The sequence below is a fragment of the Brevundimonas sp. AVps7 genome, from assembly GCF_058681545.1.
Genome location: NZ_CM178742.1, coordinates 1,330,210 through 1,347,103 on the forward strand (window position 1 = coordinate 1,330,210; position 16,894 = coordinate 1,347,103).

Below are 16,894 nucleotides of genomic sequence, written 5' to 3' on the forward strand. Positions count from 1 at the left end.
GGCCGGAGGTCAGATCTCGCCCTGGGCATGGGCGCGCAGCAGATCGGGGCGTTGGACGATCAGATCGCTCTGTGACGGCATCGAGATGATGCCCTTGGCCTTCATCCGCGTCAGCACGCGGCTGACCGTCTCGATCGTCAGGCCCAGATAGTCGGCGATCTCGCCGCGCTTCATGGGCAGACGGACATGACCCGGTGCGGTGGGACGGGCAGGGTCGTGGCCCGGCAGGTCGAGAAGGAAGGAGGCCATCCGCTCAATGGCGGTCTTGCGCCCCAGCAGCAGCATCTGGTTCTGGGCGGCGGCGAGTTCGTGAGAGGTCCGCTGCAGGAGCATATGCTCCAGCGGCGGCGAGCTCTCGACCAGTGCGCGGAACGGTCCCTTGCGGAACCGGCAGACGGTGGTGGGTTCGATGGCGTCGGCCGAGAACACGTAGTGTTCGCCGATCGCAAGTCCCAGAAAGTCGCCGGCGAACAGGAAGCCGGTGATCTGGCGGCGTCCATCCGGCAGGAGTTTGTAGACCCTCAGCGACCCGGAGGTGATGTTGAAAACGTAGGGCGCAGCGTCGCCCTCGCGCGTGAGGACCGCGCCGGGCGTCAGGGTCACGACTTCGGCGAGGGCTCCGAGGCGAGCCAGATCGGAATCCGCGACACTGCCGCATACGCTCAGCGCCCGCGCGCCGCAGCGGTTGCAGTCGTTGGCCCTGAGGCGATCTGCGCATCCGTCAGGCGGAGACCGCAGCGCAAGTTCGGAGGTCCTGACGGCGAGCATGCCCAAGGATGCGCTTTCCCGATCGGAAAAGCGAGCGGCCGAGGCCAGGATGATCGACATGGCGATCAGGAAAGGCGGCAGGCCTCCGCCCCGGTCAGGCCCTTACGCCTTGAACGGTCATGCGCCGTCAGCCTGGATGGATTTGAGGTAGGCGATCAGGTCGCGGTTCTCGTCCTGTGACAGCACGAACTCCGGCATTGCGGGGTGGGCGGTCACGATTCCCTCGGCGAAGGCTTCCGCCAACTGATCGACCGGATAGCGTCGCCCCAGGTCGCGCAGCCGCGGCGCGGCGGGCATCGCGCTGTCCCCCGAGCGACCCACCGCATGACAGCCCGAGCATTGCGTCTGGACGAAAGCCGCGCCGCGCGCGACCGGGTCGTCCTGCGGGGAAACCGCTGCCGACAGGGAGGGATCGAGGGAGGCGCGGACCGCTCCGGGGGGAGCCATCGGCGCGCAGGCGGACAGAACCAGCAGGAGGCCAAGGGCGGGGATCGGGTTCACGGGCGGGTCTCCGTCGGATGAAGCGACCATCCTGCCCTGCGGATCCGCCGCCATCCTTGATCCCGATCAATGCGTCGGCCCGGCGAAGGGCGCAGTTGGCCCGAAACTGGAGCCGAAACCATGACCTATGCGAGCCTGATGGTCTATGTCGACCAGGGCGTCGAGACCGAGGCGCGGGTGGCGATCGCCTGTGACCTCGCCGGGACTTTCGACGCCCGTGTCATCGGGATATCGGCCAGTCTGCCGGACGCGCCCCAGGTCGATCCCTTCGCGGGCGGCGCTATGCTGGGCGAAATGCTCGGCCTGTTCCGCGACATGGCCGAGGCCGATGTGAGCCAGGCTGAAACGACCTTCTGGAAGGCAGTCGGAGCCCATGCCGCTCGCTGCGAATGGCGCGGGCGGATCGGGTTTCCGTCTGATGTCGTGGGGCAGGCGATGCGCGCCGCCGACCTGCTGATCCTGGGGCGTCTCGATCCGGCGCGAGGGCCGCAACGGTCCATCGACCCCGGCGACGCCCTGATGGCCCTGGGTCGCCCCGTCCTGATCGTGCCGCCCGCGCCGGATCGCCTTCCCATGGGGACGGCGGCGGTGGTGGCCTGGAAGGATTGTCGCGAGGCCCAACGCGCGGTCGCCTCCGCCCTGCCGATATTGAGAGCCTCGTCCCAGACCCATGTGATCGAAATCTGCGCCGAGGGCGGCATGGACGAGGCCGGAAGCCGCACGGCGGACGTCGCCGCCTTCCTCGGTCGCCATGGCATCAGCGCCAGCGCCCGGGTGCTCCAAGGCGATGGCGGGGCGCGATCGAGCCAGATCCTCAAATTCGCCGACGCGCATCAGGCGGGCCTGATCGTCGCCGGCGGCTATGGCCATGCCCGGCTGCGCGAGTGGGTGCTGGGCGGCGTCACCCACGGGCTGCTGGGCGCGTCCCCGGTCTGCCTGCTGCTAAGCCATTGACCCCGGCGCGTGAAGGATCGCGATCATGAACCGGCGCACGATTCTGGCCGGCGGCGGCGCGGTCGTCGTCGCGGGCGCCGGCGCGGCCTGGGCCGGTGTTCGCGGCATGGGATCGATGGCCGACTACGAGGCTGCCGTGGCCGCGACGCGCGCGCTCCTGCCGGTGCGGGCCGAACTGGCCCAGCTCGTGCGCTATGCGACCCTGGCCCCCAATGGCCACAACGCCCAGCCCTGGCGATTTCGTCTGGCCGAGGGCCGGATCGATGTGTTGCCCGATCCGGCCCGTCGAACCCCGGTCGTGGACCCGGACGACCATCATCTGTTTGTCAGTCTGGGCAGCGCCGCCGAAAACCTGTCGCTGGCGGGCGCGGCACGGGGCCGATCGGGCGAACTGTCGTTCCACCCGGCGCATGGCGGATCGATGGCCTTCCTCCACGGGACGGGAGAGAGCCGCGAGACCAACCTGTTCGAAGCGATCCGCATGCGTCAGTCCACACGTGCCGACTATGACGGGCGGTCCGTTGGGGCCGCAGACCTGCGAACCCTGGCCGAGGCAGCGCGGGTTCCGGGCGTCGATCTCGTCCTGATCACCGACCGCCCCCAGATGGACCGGGTCCGCGATCTGGTCGTGGCTGGCAACAGCGCCCAGATGGCCGACCCCGCCTTCGTGCGCGAGCTCAAGGCCTGGATCCGGTTCAGCCCGGGTGAGGCGATGGCGCGCGGCGACGGCCTGTTCAGCGCCGTGAGCGGCAGTCCGGCCCTGCCGGAATGGCTGGGGCCGACCCTGTTCAACGCGACCTTCAAACCGAAGGCCGAGAACGACAAATACGCTCGTCACATCCGGTCCTCTTCCGGCCTCGCCGTTTTCGTGGGGGACCGCGAGGATCCGGACCACTGGACCCGCGTGGGGCGCGCAAGCCAGAGGTTCGCCCTCCAGGCGACGGCTCTGGGGCTCAAGCACGCCTATATCAATCAGCCCGTGGAGGTCGCCGCCCTTCGGCCAGAGTTGGCCGCGCTGGTCGGCCTGTCGGGACGCCGGCCCGATTTGCTCATGCGGTTCGGCTACGGCCCGGCGCTGAAATTCTCGGCGCGGCGTCCGCTCGCCCAGGTCATCCTACAGTGAGGTCGCCGCCTACCGGAAAGCGCACAGATGCCGGAGGCTCCATGAGCCCGGCGCCGCTGAACCTGACGCTGGCCCGCGGCCTGCACACCCTGATCTATGGAGTGATGGCGGCCTCGACCTTGGCGCTACTCTACATCGGGCTTACTGTCCGGCTGATGGCCGGCCTGTGGCTCGTCGTCCCGCTGCTGACGATCGAGATTCTGGTCTTCGCCGCCAACGGCCGCAGATGTCCGCTGACCGCTGTGGTCGACCGCTACGCCGGCGGGCCGGGACGCGTCGCCGATACCTTCCTGCCCACCGCCTTGACCCGACACACCCTGGCGATCTTCGGACCGCTGCTTCCCGTGGCCTTCCTGCTTCTGGCCGCGCGATGGGCCGGACTGATCGGCCAGGGCGTATGACCGCGAGGACGGGATCGATGACCGACGAAGACCATCCGCTTTTTCAAAGGCTGATTCCGGCCGTGGTCGACCTGGCGCGTCGGCTCGGCGCGCGACCCAACGGTCCGGCGCGGGTGAGCCTGACGCAGACCGGCCGCATGAGACAGACCGCGATTTCGGCCTGGGGCGGGTTCACGGCGCGCCAGACGATCGGGGTGGAGCACTGCGCATTCGATTGGCAGGCGCGAACCGGGCCCTTTGGGGCGGTGTCCGTGCGCGACGCCCTGGCGGGCGGAGCCGGCAGGCTCGAGGTTCGGGCGCTCGGCGTGATCCCGTTGGCCCGGGCCCAACCGTCCGCCCAACTCACCCGAGGCGAGTTGATGCGCTATCTGGCCGAACTGGCCTGGGCGCCCGACGCCATCCTGCGCAACCTCGGCCTGCGATGGCGCGCGGACGGGCTGGACAGTCTGGTCGTCGGTGCGGGGTCGGATGACACGGCGACGGAGGTCACACTAACGCTCGACGGCGAGGGTCGGATCGCGGGGGCCTTCGCACCGGATCGCGGCGCGTTGATCGATGGCGTCACCGTCCTGACCCCATGGCGCGGCGTCTTCGCCGACTACCGACTCCACGACGGCGTCTGGTTGCCGTTCTCCGGCGAGGTGTCTTGGGAGAAGCCGGCCGGCGCCTTCACCTACTGGCAGGGCCATATCGGGACCTGGGAAAGATCACCTCATGACTGACCATCGCATCGCCAGCGCCGGACACCGCGCCAAGGTCATGTCGGCCGAGGACGCCGCCCGCCTGATCGCGCCGAACACCACAGTGGGGCTCAGCGGCTTCACCGCCTCGGGCTACCCGACGGCTGTCCCCCTGGCGCTCGCGGCCCGGATCGAGGCCGAGCACGCGGCGGGCCGGCCCTTCAAACTGCGCATCTGGACCGGCGCCTCGACCGGCCCGGAACTGGACGGAGCCCTGGCCAAGGCGGACGGCATCGAGTTCCGGCTGCCCTACAACTCCGACCCGACCTGCCGCGACCGGATCAATCGCGGCGAGATGGCCTATTTCGACATGCATCTGAGCCAGGTGGCGCCTGTCGCCTGGCAGGGCTTCCTTGGGCCTCTGGACACCGCAATCATCCAGGTCACCGGCATCCGCGAGGACGGGGCGCTGATCCCGGCCTCCTCGGTCGGCAACAACAAGACCTGGCTGGACCGGGCCAGCCAGGTGATCCTGGAGGTCAACCGGTGGCAGAACCCGGAGCTTCTGGGCATGCACGACATCTATTACGGCACGGCCCTGCCGCCGAACCGGGTGCCGATCCCGCTGATCCGCGCGGGCGACCGCATCGGCGAGCCCTGCTTCCGCTGCGACCCGGACAAGATCGTCGCCATCGTCGAGACCGACCGGCCCGACCGCAACGCCGGCTTCACCGTGCCCGGACCGGACGACCTGGCCATCGCCGGACATCTGCTGGAGTTCCTGGAGCACGAGGTGAAGAAGGGCCGTCTGCCGCCCTCGTTGTTGCCGCTCCAGTCAGGCGTCGGCAACACCGCCAACGCCGTCCTGACCGGCCTGATCGACGCGCCGTTCGAGGATCTGAGCGCCTATACCGAGGTGATTCAGGACGGCATGATGGCGCTGATGGACAGCGGCAAGCTGCGCGTCGCCTCCTCGACCGCGCTCAGCCTCAGCCCCGAACTGACCGAGCGGGTCAACCGGAACATGGGCGACTACCGGGACCGGATCATCCTCAGACCGCAGGAGATCAGCAACCATCCCGAGGTGATCCGCCGCCTCGGCTGTATCGCCATGAACGGCATGATCGAGGCCGACATCTACGGCAACGTCAACTCGACCCATGTCATGGGCTCTCGCATCCAGAACGGCATCGGCGGCTCCGGCGACTTCGCCCGCAACGCGTATATCTCGATCTTCATGAGCGCCTCGACGGCCAAGGGCGGCAAGATCTCGACCCTGGTGCCGGCCGTCTCCCACGTCGATCACATCAATCAGGACGTCCAGGTGATCGTCACCGAACAGGGTCTGGCCGATCTGCGCGGCCTGTCGCCCAAACAGCGGGCGCGCGTCGTCATCGACACCTGCGCCCACCCGAGTTTCCGTCCGATGCTGGAGGACTATTTCCAGCGCGCGCTGAAGGGATCCTACGGCTTGCAGACGCCGATGTTGCTGGACGAGGCCCTGTCCTGGCACGCGCGGTTCGTCCGGACCGGCAGTATGGCGGCCGGCTGAACGATCGTCAGACGGCGTTGAGGTTCGGCTCGCGCCGGTCCGGCCCCATCTTCGCGGCCGCGAAGGCGAGCGCCCCGGCGACGCCGGCGGCGATCCAAAGACCGCCGACGCCCAGGCGCGCGTAGATGAGCGCTCCCGCCAGCCCGCCGGCCGCCAGCCCCATCCAGAGGAACAGGTACGGCGTCCAGCCGAACCGCTCTCCACCCAGCAGGGCGGCGGTGATCTTCTGGCCCAGCTTGACCAGGGTGCCGGTCATATAGGTGAGGCCGATGCGGACCTCGCCATTCAGTTCGAACACGGCGTTCTCGGCGCCCATGGCCAGGGCCATGGCGACCGCCGCAAGCAGGGGGCGGCCGGCGGCGCTCAGACCGGCCGCGGCGGCGAGGAGCAGGGCGACCAGGACAAGGACGGCGGGCTGACGGCGCGGCGTGCAGAGATGGCCGGTCAGAGAGCCGAGGATGACCCCGACGACGAAGGTCGCGAGCAGGCCGCCCGCCAGCGCTGCATCGGACGATCCCTCGGCCAGGCCAACGCCGAGGCGCGTCGTGTTGCCGCTCATGAAGGAGACGAAGAACCCGCCCAGATGGATGTAGGCTATGGCGTCCACGAAGCCGGCGAGGGCGGACAAACAGGTCGCCAGGGTCCGGGCGCGGGCAGTGTAGAGGTTCACCGGCTGCTGACGCGGGCCACGCGCCTAACGTCCGGACGGGCGAACGACCGGTGCGCGCAGCGTGTCGAGATAGGCCGTCAGATCGTGGATCTGACTGGCGCCGAAGACATAGGGGGGCATGGCCGGATGCGTCGTGACCAGGCCCTGTTCGAACGCGGCGGCGAGATCGTCAGAGCCTCGGCGCTTGACGATCTCCCGGAACGGCGGCGCGATGGCCAGGGGACTGTCGCCCGTGGCGTCGATGGCGTGGCAGCTGGCGCATCCAATGCTGGCCATGGCGCGACCGCGCGCCGCGGACTCAAGGTCCATGGCCGTCGACAGGGATGGAAGGCTCTGGATCGGCATCGGGCGCGCCGTCGCCTCCATCCGAGGTCCGGGGGCGGGCGCGCAGGCCCCGACGAGCAGAAGGCCGATGATCTTGAAGGTTCGCATCATTCTACTCCGGCGGCTGGCTTTCAATTCATCCGGCCCGAGGGGCGGCGTCCTTGACCCAGGTCAAACGGCCGCGTCGGTCGGTCGACGGGTGGAGACGACCAGAACAGGCTCGGCAAGACGGCCATGCCGGTGGCGAGCACCTGGGCCGCGACTTCGACGGACTGGCCCAGGGGCCGCATCAGGCACAGGGTTTCGCATCCCACGGCGCGAGCCAGACGGACCACTTCGGCGATCAGGGCGGACGCGACCCGCTGTGGGTCTAGCACATGGCAGCCGATCAGCGTTTCGACCTGCAGGCTTCGTCGTCCGTCGGGCTGGTCCGTCAGGGCGTAGACGACAAGGCCGCAGGGCCGTGCCTCCAGGTCGCGCGCCAGCAGGACGCCGCCGGCGTCGGGTGAGGCGTTGCGCAAAACCACCTTGGCGCGCCAGGCTTTCAGCGTCAGTCCGGCGTCGCCGAGCCGGGCGAGCACATAGGCCTCGTCGATGTCAGCGGTCGACAGAATCTGGATCGAGACGCGGGCCATGCGCTATTCAGACGATCTTTCCCGAAGGCGCCTTGATCTGGGTCAAGCGGCGGCCCTGACGCCCCGATCCGCGAGCGGAATTTCAGTCGAGAGCGCCACGGAGACGTCGATCACCTGGTCGCACAGGGCCGTGGGCGCCGGTCGGTGGCTGACCAGGATCAGACCCTGGCGGCGGGATGCGAGGCGGCGCGCGAGGCCGTCCAGCACGCGGGCTTCAGTGTCGGCGTCCAGGCCTTCGGTCGGTTCGTCGAGCACCAGCCAGGGCGCGTCGCGCAGATAGGCCCGCGCCAGTCCAAGCCGCCGGCGCTCGCCGCCGGACAGCCGGTCTCCGTTCTCACTCAGAACCGTGTTCAGGCCAGCCGGCAGCGCCGCGACCCGGTCGGCGAGGCAGGCGTCGCCCAGGGCGGACCACAGGTCGTCGTCCGAAGCGCCTGGATCGGCGAGACGAAGATTGTCCGCGATCGAGCCCGCCAGCAGACGGATGTCCTGCGACGCATAGGCGAAGCGGGCGCGAATGGCGTTCCGATCGGCCGCCTCCAGAGGAACTCCGCACAGCCGAAGCGGGTCGCCGGGAGGAGGTCGCAGCCCCATCAAGGTCTCGATCAGCCGGGTCTTGCCGGAGCCTGACGGCCCGACGACGCCCAGACGGAAGGGCGGCGCGATGTCCAACCCGGCGGCGGGAATGACGATCGCGTCGCCGGTCATCGCCGGGGCGGCGTGCCGGGGGACGGACGTCGCCGGGTCGTCGAGGATCTCCGCCATCCGTCCCTGGGCCTCCTGCGCCGCGCCGTTCTGGCGCAGCCCCGCGGTGAGGGCGGCCGCGGCCTCAAGTCCGGTTACGGACGCGAGAGCCGCGAGGGCGACGAGCGGCAGGGGCGCCGGAACGGATGTCGCGATGACCCCGATCACGGTCGCGGCCAGGACCGCGGCCTGGAACACCGGGATCCAGCCGCCGGCCACGGCGTCCTCCACCCGATGACGATCCAGCGTCCGCGCCGCCCGCCCGACCTGATCGGCGGCCCAGCTCTCCAGACCATAGGCCCGCAGTTCGGGGGCCGCCGCCTGCAAGACCGACAGGCGATCCTTGAACAGACCCATGGCGACCTGCACCTGCCGACCCGCCGGGTCTGCGACCCTGCGGCCGATCAGGAGACCGCCGAGACTGGCGATCGCGATGCCGCCGGCCAGGATGAGGGCGGGCAGGGGACCGGCGAGCAGGGTCAGGCCGATGGCCGCCAGGCCGCCGGCGCCGGCGCCCCAGGGACCGCTCAGCCGAACGAACAGGGTCTGTATCGCATCGACGTCCTGGATCATCCGGGCCGAGGCTTCGCCGCTGGACAGGCTGAACGCTCTGCAGGGCGGAGCCGCGGCCAACCGGGCGAACAGCAGCGGCCGCAGACGGGCCAGGGCCTTGAGCGCCGCGGCGTGACCGCTGACCCGCTCGGCGTAGCGCGAACCCGTCCGCACGATGGCGAGCATCCGGATCACCGCGGCCGGCAGCAGATAGTTGAACGCCTGGACGACGACGACGCCCCCGGCTCCGGCGATCGCGGCGCCCGTGATGAACCAGCCTGACAGACCCAGCAGGGCCACCGAGGCGGCGGAGACCAGAGCGGCCGACAGGGCGGCGAGCCGCAACCGTCCGCCCTGGACGCGGCGCTGTTCGGCCAGCAGGGCCTTGAGGGTCAACGCGCCCGTGCTCGCGGTCTTTGATCTCACAGCCGCACCACGCGGTCGGCCAGGGCCATGACCGCTTCCGAATGGGTCGCGATGAGGGTGGTGCGGCCTTCGGCGGCTGCCCGGATGACCTCGAGCACGGCGGTTTCGGACGCGGGATCCAGATTGGCGGTCGGTTCGTCCAGCAACAACAGGCGCGAGGGCGACAGCAGGGCCCTCGCCAGGCCCAGACGCCGGCGCTCCCCGCCCGAAAGCCCGCCGCCGCGTTCGTCGAGGACGCGACCGAGATCGCCCTGGAGGCCCGCGCGCGCGGCGGCGTCGCGGATCGCTTCCGCGCTCGCACCCGGCCTCGCCAGGGCGATGTTGTCGTAGAGGGCGCCGGGAGCCACGACCGGGTTCTGGCTGGCCCAGCCGACGGCGCCTGCGAAGGAATCGGCGTGAGACAGGTTGTGCCCGCCGATCCGGACCGCGCCCGAAGACAGAGGGGCCAGACCCAGAAGAAGATGCAGCAGGCTGGTCTTGCCCGAGCCGCTTGGGCCGACCAGGGCCACGATGGCTCCGGCCGGGACCTGCAGGTCGAAGTCGGAGATCGCCGGCGCGCCGTCGCCATAGCGAATCGTGACCGATCGGAAGTCGAGCTCCGGGGCGCTCGACCACCGTCGCGAAGGCGGCGTGATCACCGGCCGGCCGGGCCCCGGCGCCGCCATCGACGGCGCGGCGGCTTCGGCGGCCTGTTTCTCATGGTAGGCGGCGGCCAGCCGACGCATCGGCGCATAGACCTCGGGCGCCAGGGCCAGCACGAAGAAGGCGCGGCCCAGGTCCAGGGTCTCGGGCGCCGGGAACGGCAGGATGCGAAGCAGGTTGAAGCCGCAGTAGACCGCGACCAGCGCGACCGACAGGGCCGAGAAAAACTCCAGCACGGCGGACGAGACGAAGGCCACCTTGAGCACCCGACCCGTGCGGCGCTCCAGTTCATCGGCCGCACGGGCGATTTCGCGGGTGGTGCGCGCCTCGGCCTGGAAGGACAGCAGGGTGGGCAGGGCGCGGACGCGGTCCAGGAACATCCCTGACAATCGTTCCAGCGCCTCGAACTGCCGGCGGCTCTCCGCCGCCGCCGCACCCCCGGCCAGGGCCATGCCGACGATGAAGGGGATCAGGGTCAGCAGCAGTATACCGGCGACGACCGGGCTGGCCAGGGCGCAGACCGCGATCACGATCAGGGGCGAGACGGTTGCGGCCATGCGGACGGGGGCGAAGCGGGCGACATAGCCGTCCAGCGTCTCGACCGCCTCGACGACCGCGGTCAGGGCCGCGGCGGCGGGTCGCCGACCGGCGAACAGGTCGGCGATGATCCCCTGCCGGACGTCGCCTTTGACAGCCGCTGCGGTCCTGGCGGAGACGAGGGTCGCAGCCTGACCCATCAAGCCCCGCAGGACCAGGCTCGCAGCGGCCAGGGCCAGCCAGGGGGCGGCCTCTGCGACCGAACGTTCAAGCGCGCCGATGGCCAGGCCGAGGCCGGCGGCGAAGCCGATCGCCGGCGCGACGTCGGCGACGACCAGCGCGGCCGACAGGCCGACCAGTCGACGATGGGGCCGGGTCGCGGCCTTCAGCCAGGAGCCGGCCGTGGAAGTTGAAAGGGCGTCCGCCGTCATGAGTCCGCCCTAGCGGCCGGCGTCGGCGCCGGCCTTGATCGAGATCAAGGCGGAGCGCCTCGTCCGGCCGTAGGCGAAGGATCGTCGGTCGTCGGACCGGCGGTTCGGAGCCTGATCCCATGATTGACCTTGCGGTCGTCGACCTCTCCCGGCTGCAGTTCGCGCTGACGGCTCTGTATCACTTCCTGTTCGTGCCCCTGACGATCGGCCTGTCCTTCATGCTGGTCATCATGGAGAGCATCTATGTGATGACCCGTCGCCCGATCTGGCGGAGCATCACCCGGTTCTGGGGCCTGCTGTTCGGGATCAATTTCGCCCTGGGCGTGGCGACCGGCATCACCATGGAGTTCCAGTTCGGAATGAACTGGTCCTACTTCTCCCACTACGTCGGCGACATCTTCGGCGCGCCGCTGGCCATTGAAGGCCTGATGGCCTTCTTCCTGGAAGCGACCTTCGTCGGGCTGATGTTCTTCGGCTGGGACAAGCTCAGCCGGGTCGGACACCTGTTCGTCACCTTCATGGTGGCGCTGGGCACCAATCTGTCGGCCCTGTGGATCCTGATCGCCAACGGCTGGATGCAGAACCCGGTCGGCGCGACCTTCAATCCCGACACCATGCGGATGGAGGTCTCGGACTTCATGGCCGTGCTGTTCAATCCGGTGGCCCAGGCCAAGTTCGTCCACACCGTCAGCGCCGGCTACGTCATCGCGGCCGTCTTCGTCCTCGGCATATCGGCCTTCTATCTGCTGAAGGGCCGGCACAAGGGGTTCGCCAAACGCTCGATGACCGTCGCGGCGGCCTTCGGCCTCGCGGCGTCGCTGTCGGTCGTCGTCCTCGGCGACGAGAGCGGCTACGCCCTGACCGACAACCAGAAAATGAAGCTGGCGGCGCTTGAGGCCATGTGGCGCACCGAGCCCGCGCCCGCCGGCCTGACCGCCTTCGGCATTCCCAGCCTCAAGGACCGCCAGACCCATTTCGAGGTCAAGATTCCCTATGTGCTCGGCCTGATCTCCACCCGCAGTATCGACAAGCCGGTCCTGGGCATCCTCGAGCTGGTCGCGACCGCTGAAACCCGCATCGAATCCGGGGTGCTCGCCTATGACGCCCTTGAGCGGATCAAGGCCGATCCGACCGATGTGGCCGCGCGCGCCGACTTCGAGATGAACCGGCGCGACCTCGGCTATTCCCTTCTGCTCAAACGCTATGTCGCCGACCCCCGCGACGCCACGCCGGACCAGATCGTCCTGGCCGCCTGGAGCACCGTGCCCAATGTGCCGGTCATGTTCTGGTCGTTCCGCATCATGGCCGGGATCGGGTTCCTGATGATCGGCCTGTTCGCCACCGCCTTCGTGCTCTGCACCCTGCGCAAGCACGAGACGCGATGGTTCCTGTGGTTGGCGGTGTTCGCGATTCCCCTGCCGTGGATCTCGACCGAACTGGGCTGGATCCTGGCCGAGGTGGGGCGGCAGCCCTGGGCGGTCGAGGGGGTGCTGCCGACCTTCCTCGGAGCTTCAAGCCTCAGCGTGCCTCAACTGTGGGCCACGATCATCGGTTTCACCGTCCTCTACGGCGCGCTGGCGGTGGTCGAGGTCGGACTGATCCTGAAGACGATCAAGAAGGGTCCGTTCGCCGAGATCGACCTGTTCGGCCTGGACCTCTCGCCAAAGACGCCGGACCCGACTGACGGGCCCGACCAACCGATGCCGACCCCCGCGCCCGCTGTCGCCTGAACCCTCCAGTCTCAAGGATATTCGAGATGGAACTGCCCCTCGACTACGCCACCCTCCGCCTGATCTGGTGGGGACTGCTGGGCGTGCTGCTGATCGCCTTCGCCCTGACCGACGGGTTCGACCTCGGGGTCGGCGCCCTGCTGCCGTTCGTGGCGAAGACGGATGAGGAGCGCCGCATGGTGATCAACACCGTCGGCGCGACCTGGGAAGGCAACCAGGTGTGGTTCATCCTGGGCGGCGGCGCGATCTTCGCGGCCTGGCCCTTCGTCTATGCGGTCAGCTTCTCGGGCTTTTACCTGGCCATGTTCCTGGTGCTGTCCGCGCTGATCCTGCGGCCGGTCGCCTTCAAATATCGCTCCAAGCGCCCCGACAAACGCTGGCGCGCCTTCTGGGACTGGGCGCTGTTCGTCGGCGGCTTCGTTCCGGCGCTCGTCTTCGGCGTTGCGGTGGGCAACGTCCTGCTGGGCGCGCCCTTCCGGCTGGATGGCGATCTGCGGTCCTTCTACGAGGGCAGTTTGCTGGGGCTGTTCACCCCCTTCAGCCTGCTGTGCGGTCTGCTCTCTGTCGCCATGCTGGTGCTTCACGGCGCGGCCTGGCTCGGTCTCAAGGCGGAGCTGGGGCCTGTTCAGGCCCGGGCGCGTCTGTTCGGCACAGTCGCCGGTATGGTGAGTCTTCTGCTGTTCCTCGGCGGCGGCCTGTTCGTCGCTTTCGGTGACGTGGGCTTCCGCATCGTCGGCCTGGTCGATCCGTCGGGCATGTCCAATCCGCTGCGCACTGCGGTCGTGGCCGCGCCGGGCGCCTGGCTCGACAACTACACGGCCGCGCCGTGGACGATCGTCGCGCCCGTGCTCGGCCTTCTGGGGACGGTCATCGCCCTGGCGGGCCTCTGGCGTCGGTCAGAGCCTCTGGCCTTCGGCGGCTCGTCGGTGGGAACGGTCGGCATCATCTCGACGGTCGGCCTGTCCATGTTCCCCTTCATCCTGCCCAGCTCGATCGATCCCGCTTCAAGCCTGACCGTCTGGAACGCCTCGTCGACCCATCTGACGCTGTTCATTATGCTGGGCGTGACCGTGGTCTTCCTGCCCCTGATCCTGATCTACACGGCCTGGGTCTATCGGGTGCTGTGGGGGCGGGCCAGCTCGACCGAGTTCAAGACCAACCCCGATCTCTACTGATCGCTGAAGGACAGACACCATGTGGTATTTCGCCTGGATACTCGGCATCGGCCTGGCGGTCGCCTTCGGCGTGCTGAACGGCGTCTGGCACGAGTTCCACCTCTTCGATGAGGGCGACCTCGGCCTGTCGGAACCGGATCGGGAGAGCGCCTCGCGCGTCCTCGCCGTGCCTCAACCGACGCCCGCCGCAGAGGCGCCAACCAGCGACTAGACTCCGAAAAGGCGTGTTGGATAGTGCGAGCCCGTAGCCTCAGGGTAGTAGATCTACGGGTGCAGGCGGTCGCCGGTGTTGATGCATAGCCCCAGACCGACGGCCAGCATGTCGAAGACGGTTCGTACCTTTAGACTCGTGCGAAGATCCCGGTGGGTGACCAACCAGACGGGGAAGGTGAGGGGCGGGAGGTCCGGCAGCAGCCGCCGCACGGTCGGATCAGCTTCTCCGACACGGAGGGTCATGATGCCCACGCCCGCTCCGGCCCTGACCAGAGCCCATTGCGCCAGATGAGAATCGGAAACGATCCGCATGTCTTGCTCAGAGATCGGAAAGCCCAGCTCGCGCAGACCCTTCAGGAGCCAGTTCTGACCCGGGTAGCCGATCATATCGACGCCCTCCATATCCGCGGGCGTGACGGGCGTTGGGTGGCGTGAAAGCCAGTCTAGCGATGCGAAGAACCCGCCCTCGTCGGACCCGAGCCGCTTCACGATCAAATCCGGATGCTCGGTAGGGTAACTGCGGATGGCGATGTCGGCTTCGCGCCGCCTCAGGTCCGTCCGATCATTGGCGACCACGATCTCGATCGTCAGGCCGGGATGCCGTCTGGAGATGTCCGCCACGACATCGGGCAACAGGGTGGTGGCGTAGACATCGCTTGCGGCCACCGCCACCGAACCCTGGAGGGTCTGTGTCCGACCGTCGGCCGCCAGGCTGGTGCGCGAGGCGGCCTCGCCCATGCTGCGGACATGATCCAGCAGTTCGAGACCGGCGTGGGTCAGGACAAGGCCTCGTCCGGCGCGCTCGAACAACACGACGCCGAGGGTATGTTGCAGGGCCTCGACCTGCCGGCTCAGCGTGGGCTGACTGAGTTCAAGAGCCACGGCGGCACGCGACAGGGAGCCGAGATCGGCCGTCGCGAGGAAGGCTCGCGCGTGGTTCCAGTCGAAGCGCAGGGATCGCCAGTCGATACGTTCTTGCATAGGTCTAGTTCACGCACGGTGCTGGTGAAAGCAAGCGGGGCGAAGGCATTGTCACGGCAGGGAGCCGCAACCATGTCGATCTTTGTCCGCACGCCCCGCCCGACTGCAGACAACGCGGCGCGCCGCAGGCCGGGCTGGCGCTCCGGGGCCGTCGCGCTGTCAGCATTCGTTCTGGTGGTGTTGATCCCGATGCTGGAAGTGAACGAGACCCATCTCTTCAGCCCCGACTGGCCCGCCCATGCCCGCTTTCATGAGGCGTGGCAGCTTCTGACGAATGCCGGGCTGGCGATTGTGGCGCTCTGGCTGGCCGTGGTGCGCGGACGAGAACGACTGGCGGCAGGTCTCTGCCTGATTGTGGTCGGATCTCTGATCGGCGCCTGTGTCTTCGGCGGTCTGTACGGCGGGGTCATCTCGCGCCCGGGAAGCGACGGCCTTCAGCTGTTCGGATTGAGCTCGCCCGTGCTGATCATGTTGGCTCTGGCGACCGCCCTGCTGACGGCGGCCTGGCCCAAGCGGCGTAGACCTATCCATTTATGAATGACTGTATTCCGTTCCCGGACGGTCTCGTCGGCGTGGTGAAACGCTAGAGCTTAAGTCCGCCCACCGCGACCAGGGCCGCAGCCGGGTCGCGCTATGACCCGACGCGGAGCTGGCGGCGCCGAGTAAACCAGACCGAGTACGAGCGTGATCGACAGGCCAGATCAGAACCCGGGTGGAAACCCCTCCATTGCGACCCGGCTGGACGCGGGGAAGCCCCGTTCGTTGAGCGCCGACGGGGTGCTGACGGCCTCTACGATCTTCTGGTTTGTCGTCGCGGTGATGGGGCAGGCGTTCTTCGCGATCTACATCGCCCTGTTCTACGGCGGCACATCGCTTCGGGGAGACCTCCAGGCCTGGAATGAGGTTGTTCCCGGCCGGGTGGTCGCCGGCGATACGGTCGGCCTGCTCGCCATGGCGGCCCATGTCGCGCTGGCGTTCGTGGTCACCGCCGCCGGTCCTCTTCAACTGATCCCAGCCTTGCGGGCGCGACTGCCCCGGCTCCACCGCTGGACCGGCCGGGTCTATGTCGGTCTGGCGTTCATCATCAGCCTCGGCGGCCTCTACCTGATCTGGGGACATCGCGAGGCGGACGACACCCTCCTGGGATCTTCGCCCCTGACGCTGAACGCGCTCCTGATCATGGGTTTCGCCTGGATGACGTTGAAGAACGCCATGGCGCGGCGGATCGACGTTCACCGGCGTTGGGCCCTGCGGCTGTTCCTCGCGATGAGCGGCGTCTGGTTCCTTCGCGTCGGCGTCATGATGTGGATCCTGACAATCGGAACCGAGGGCCTGGGGGGGCGGCTCGAAGGGCCCGTCGGCACCTTCCTGAAATTTGCCTGCTACCTCGTCCCGTTGATTGTCCTCGAGCTGTATTTCATGGCTCGACGCCAGGGGTCGGCCGTACCGAAGTGGGCAATGGCTGGGGTGATCGCGGCGCTCACTCTGCTGATGGCGGCCGGGATCGGCATGGCGGCTATGGTGTTTTGGCTACCGCACCTCTGACGACGAGGCTTCTGATCGGCGCCGACGAACAGGTCGGGAAGATTTTCGGGATCGGCGCGCTGTTGGCTGGACTGCCCGCTCACCTGCGTCAGTTCGTCGGTCGCCGCGAGCCCGCCGGGGTACAGGAGATCCGCGAAGTGGTGGTCGACCTCGAGTTCCGTCAACTGCCTCGTTCCGGCGACGCCATCGGCCCGACGTCCAAGGAGTACGAAGTCCTGGCTCACCGCGCCCGTGACGCTGCCCCATTTCGTCCACTTCGTCCCCGCATGATCAGTGAAGGGGCGACAGGGATCGTCTTCTGCTAGGCTTGCAG

Annotated in this window: 18 protein-coding genes and 1 pseudogene; 11 read left to right on the forward strand and 8 right to left on the reverse strand. The window is 68.5% G+C overall.

Translation table 11 applies throughout. The annotated features are described in order from the left end of the window. Positions 1-9 precede the first annotated feature (9 nt). Together ACW17Y_RS06435 and ACW17Y_RS06440 are read right to left on the reverse strand one after the other, a co-directional pair. The gene (locus tag ACW17Y_RS06435) at positions 10-828 is read right to left on the reverse strand and encodes a helix-turn-helix domain-containing protein (RefSeq protein ID WP_492037939.1); all 819 of its coding nucleotides are present in this window, start codon (positions 826-828) and stop codon (positions 10-12) included. A 57-nt stretch (positions 829-885) separates the two neighbouring features. Beyond that, on the reverse strand, positions 886-1,269 hold the full coding sequence (locus tag ACW17Y_RS06440) for a c-type cytochrome (RefSeq protein ID WP_492037940.1): 384 nt from the start codon (positions 1,267-1,269) through the stop codon (positions 886-888). Positions 1,270-1,389: 120 nt separating this feature from the next. Here ACW17Y_RS06440 and ACW17Y_RS06445 point away from each other — a divergent pair, with 120 nt between their 5' ends. From ACW17Y_RS06445 to scpC, 5 genes are read left to right on the forward strand one after another with little or no spacing between them, the layout of a single operon-like run. Further along, on the forward strand, positions 1,390-2,223 hold the full coding sequence (locus tag ACW17Y_RS06445) for a universal stress protein (RefSeq protein WP_492037941.1): 834 nt from the start codon (positions 1,390-1,392) through the stop codon (positions 2,221-2,223). A 25-nt stretch (positions 2,224-2,248) separates the two neighbouring features. Continuing rightward, entirely contained in the window at positions 2,249-3,346 is a 1,098-nt protein-coding gene (locus tag ACW17Y_RS06450; protein WP_492037942.1) for an Acg family FMN-binding oxidoreductase, read from the forward strand. A 41-nt stretch (positions 3,347-3,387) separates the two neighbouring features. After that, complete coding sequence (locus ACW17Y_RS06455) at positions 3,388-3,747, forward strand: hypothetical protein (RefSeq protein WP_492037943.1); 360 nt, start codon at positions 3,388-3,390, stop codon at positions 3,745-3,747. 17 nt (positions 3,748-3,764) lie between these two features. Further along, positions 3,765-4,469, forward strand: coding sequence for a DUF6544 family protein (locus ACW17Y_RS06460; RefSeq protein ID WP_492037944.1), 705 nt, complete (start codon positions 3,765-3,767; stop codon positions 4,467-4,469). Beyond that, positions 4,462-5,979 carry a succinyl-CoA:acetate CoA-transferase ScpC gene (scpC, locus tag ACW17Y_RS06465; protein ID WP_492037945.1) on the forward strand — a complete coding sequence of 506 codons (1,518 nt, stop codon included), beginning with the start codon at positions 4,462-4,464 and terminating at the stop codon, positions 5,977-5,979. The genes ACW17Y_RS06460 and scpC overlap by 8 nt, the downstream gene beginning before the upstream one ends. 7 nt (positions 5,980-5,986) lie before the next feature. Here scpC and ACW17Y_RS06470 read toward each other — a convergent pair whose 3' ends face one another. From ACW17Y_RS06470 to cydD, 5 genes are read right to left on the reverse strand one after another with little or no spacing between them, the layout of a single operon-like run. After that, entirely contained in the window at positions 5,987-6,649 is a 663-nt protein-coding gene (locus ACW17Y_RS06470) for a YoaK family protein (protein WP_492037946.1), read from the reverse strand. Positions 6,650-6,673: 24 nt separating this feature from the next. Continuing rightward, complete coding sequence (locus tag ACW17Y_RS06475) at positions 6,674-7,081, reverse strand: c-type cytochrome (protein WP_492037947.1); 408 nt, start codon at positions 7,079-7,081, stop codon at positions 6,674-6,676. A 23-nt stretch (positions 7,082-7,104) separates the two neighbouring features. Further along, positions 7,105-7,608 carry a hypothetical protein gene (locus ACW17Y_RS06480; protein ID WP_492037948.1) on the reverse strand — a complete coding sequence of 168 codons (504 nt, stop codon included), beginning with the start codon at positions 7,606-7,608 and terminating at the stop codon, positions 7,105-7,107. 42 nt (positions 7,609-7,650) lie between these two features. Further along, on the reverse strand, positions 7,651-9,297 hold the full coding sequence (locus ACW17Y_RS06485) for an amino acid ABC transporter ATP-binding/permease protein (RefSeq protein WP_492037949.1): 1,647 nt from the start codon (positions 9,295-9,297) through the stop codon (positions 7,651-7,653). 26 nt (positions 9,298-9,323) lie between these two features. Beyond that, positions 9,324-10,937, reverse strand: a complete 1,614-nt coding sequence (gene cydD / locus ACW17Y_RS06490) for a thiol reductant ABC exporter subunit CydD (RefSeq protein ID WP_492037950.1) — start codon at positions 10,935-10,937, stop codon at positions 9,324-9,326. A 122-nt stretch (positions 10,938-11,059) separates the two neighbouring features. On the opposite strand from cydD, the gene ACW17Y_RS06495 reads away from it, so the two are divergent. The 3 genes and pseudogenes from ACW17Y_RS06495 to cydX all read left to right on the forward strand — a co-directional run. Further along, positions 11,060-12,667, forward strand: coding sequence for a cytochrome ubiquinol oxidase subunit I (locus tag ACW17Y_RS06495; RefSeq protein WP_492038250.1), 1,608 nt, complete (start codon positions 11,060-11,062; stop codon positions 12,665-12,667). 26 nt (positions 12,668-12,693) lie between these two features. Continuing rightward, the gene (cydB, locus tag ACW17Y_RS06500) at positions 12,694-13,842 is read left to right on the forward strand and encodes a cytochrome d ubiquinol oxidase subunit II (protein WP_492037951.1); all 1,149 of its coding nucleotides are present in this window, start codon (positions 12,694-12,696) and stop codon (positions 13,840-13,842) included. A gap of 19 nt (positions 13,843-13,861) precedes the next feature. Next, a pseudogene (gene cydX, locus ACW17Y_RS06505) lies at positions 13,862-13,975 on the forward strand (cytochrome bd-I oxidase subunit CydX); the annotation flags it as partial. 131 nt (positions 13,976-14,106) lie between these two features. Here cydX and ACW17Y_RS06510 read toward each other — a convergent pair. After that, positions 14,107-15,036, reverse strand: coding sequence for a LysR family transcriptional regulator (locus tag ACW17Y_RS06510; RefSeq protein WP_492037952.1), 930 nt, complete (start codon positions 15,034-15,036; stop codon positions 14,107-14,109). A gap of 72 nt (positions 15,037-15,108) precedes the next feature. On the opposite strand from ACW17Y_RS06510, the gene ACW17Y_RS06515 reads away from it, so the two are divergent. The 3 genes from ACW17Y_RS06515 to ACW17Y_RS06525 all read left to right on the forward strand — a co-directional run bounded on the left by ACW17Y_RS06515 (position 15,109) and on the right by ACW17Y_RS06525 (position 16,886). Beyond that, entirely contained in the window at positions 15,109-15,573 is a 465-nt protein-coding gene (locus ACW17Y_RS06515) for a DUF6640 family protein (protein ID WP_492037953.1), read from the forward strand. A 147-nt stretch (positions 15,574-15,720) separates the two neighbouring features. Further along, a complete protein-coding gene (locus ACW17Y_RS06520; protein WP_492037954.1) occupies positions 15,721-16,581 on the forward strand; it encodes a DUF2306 domain-containing protein in 861 nt (286 codons plus the stop codon). Then, positions 16,563-16,886: a hypothetical protein gene (locus tag ACW17Y_RS06525; RefSeq protein WP_492037955.1), complete on the forward strand. Its 324-nt coding sequence runs from the start codon at positions 16,563-16,565 to the stop codon at positions 16,884-16,886. Before ACW17Y_RS06520 ends, ACW17Y_RS06525 begins: the two co-directional genes overlap by 19 nt. Positions 16,887-16,894 lie beyond the last annotated feature (8 nt).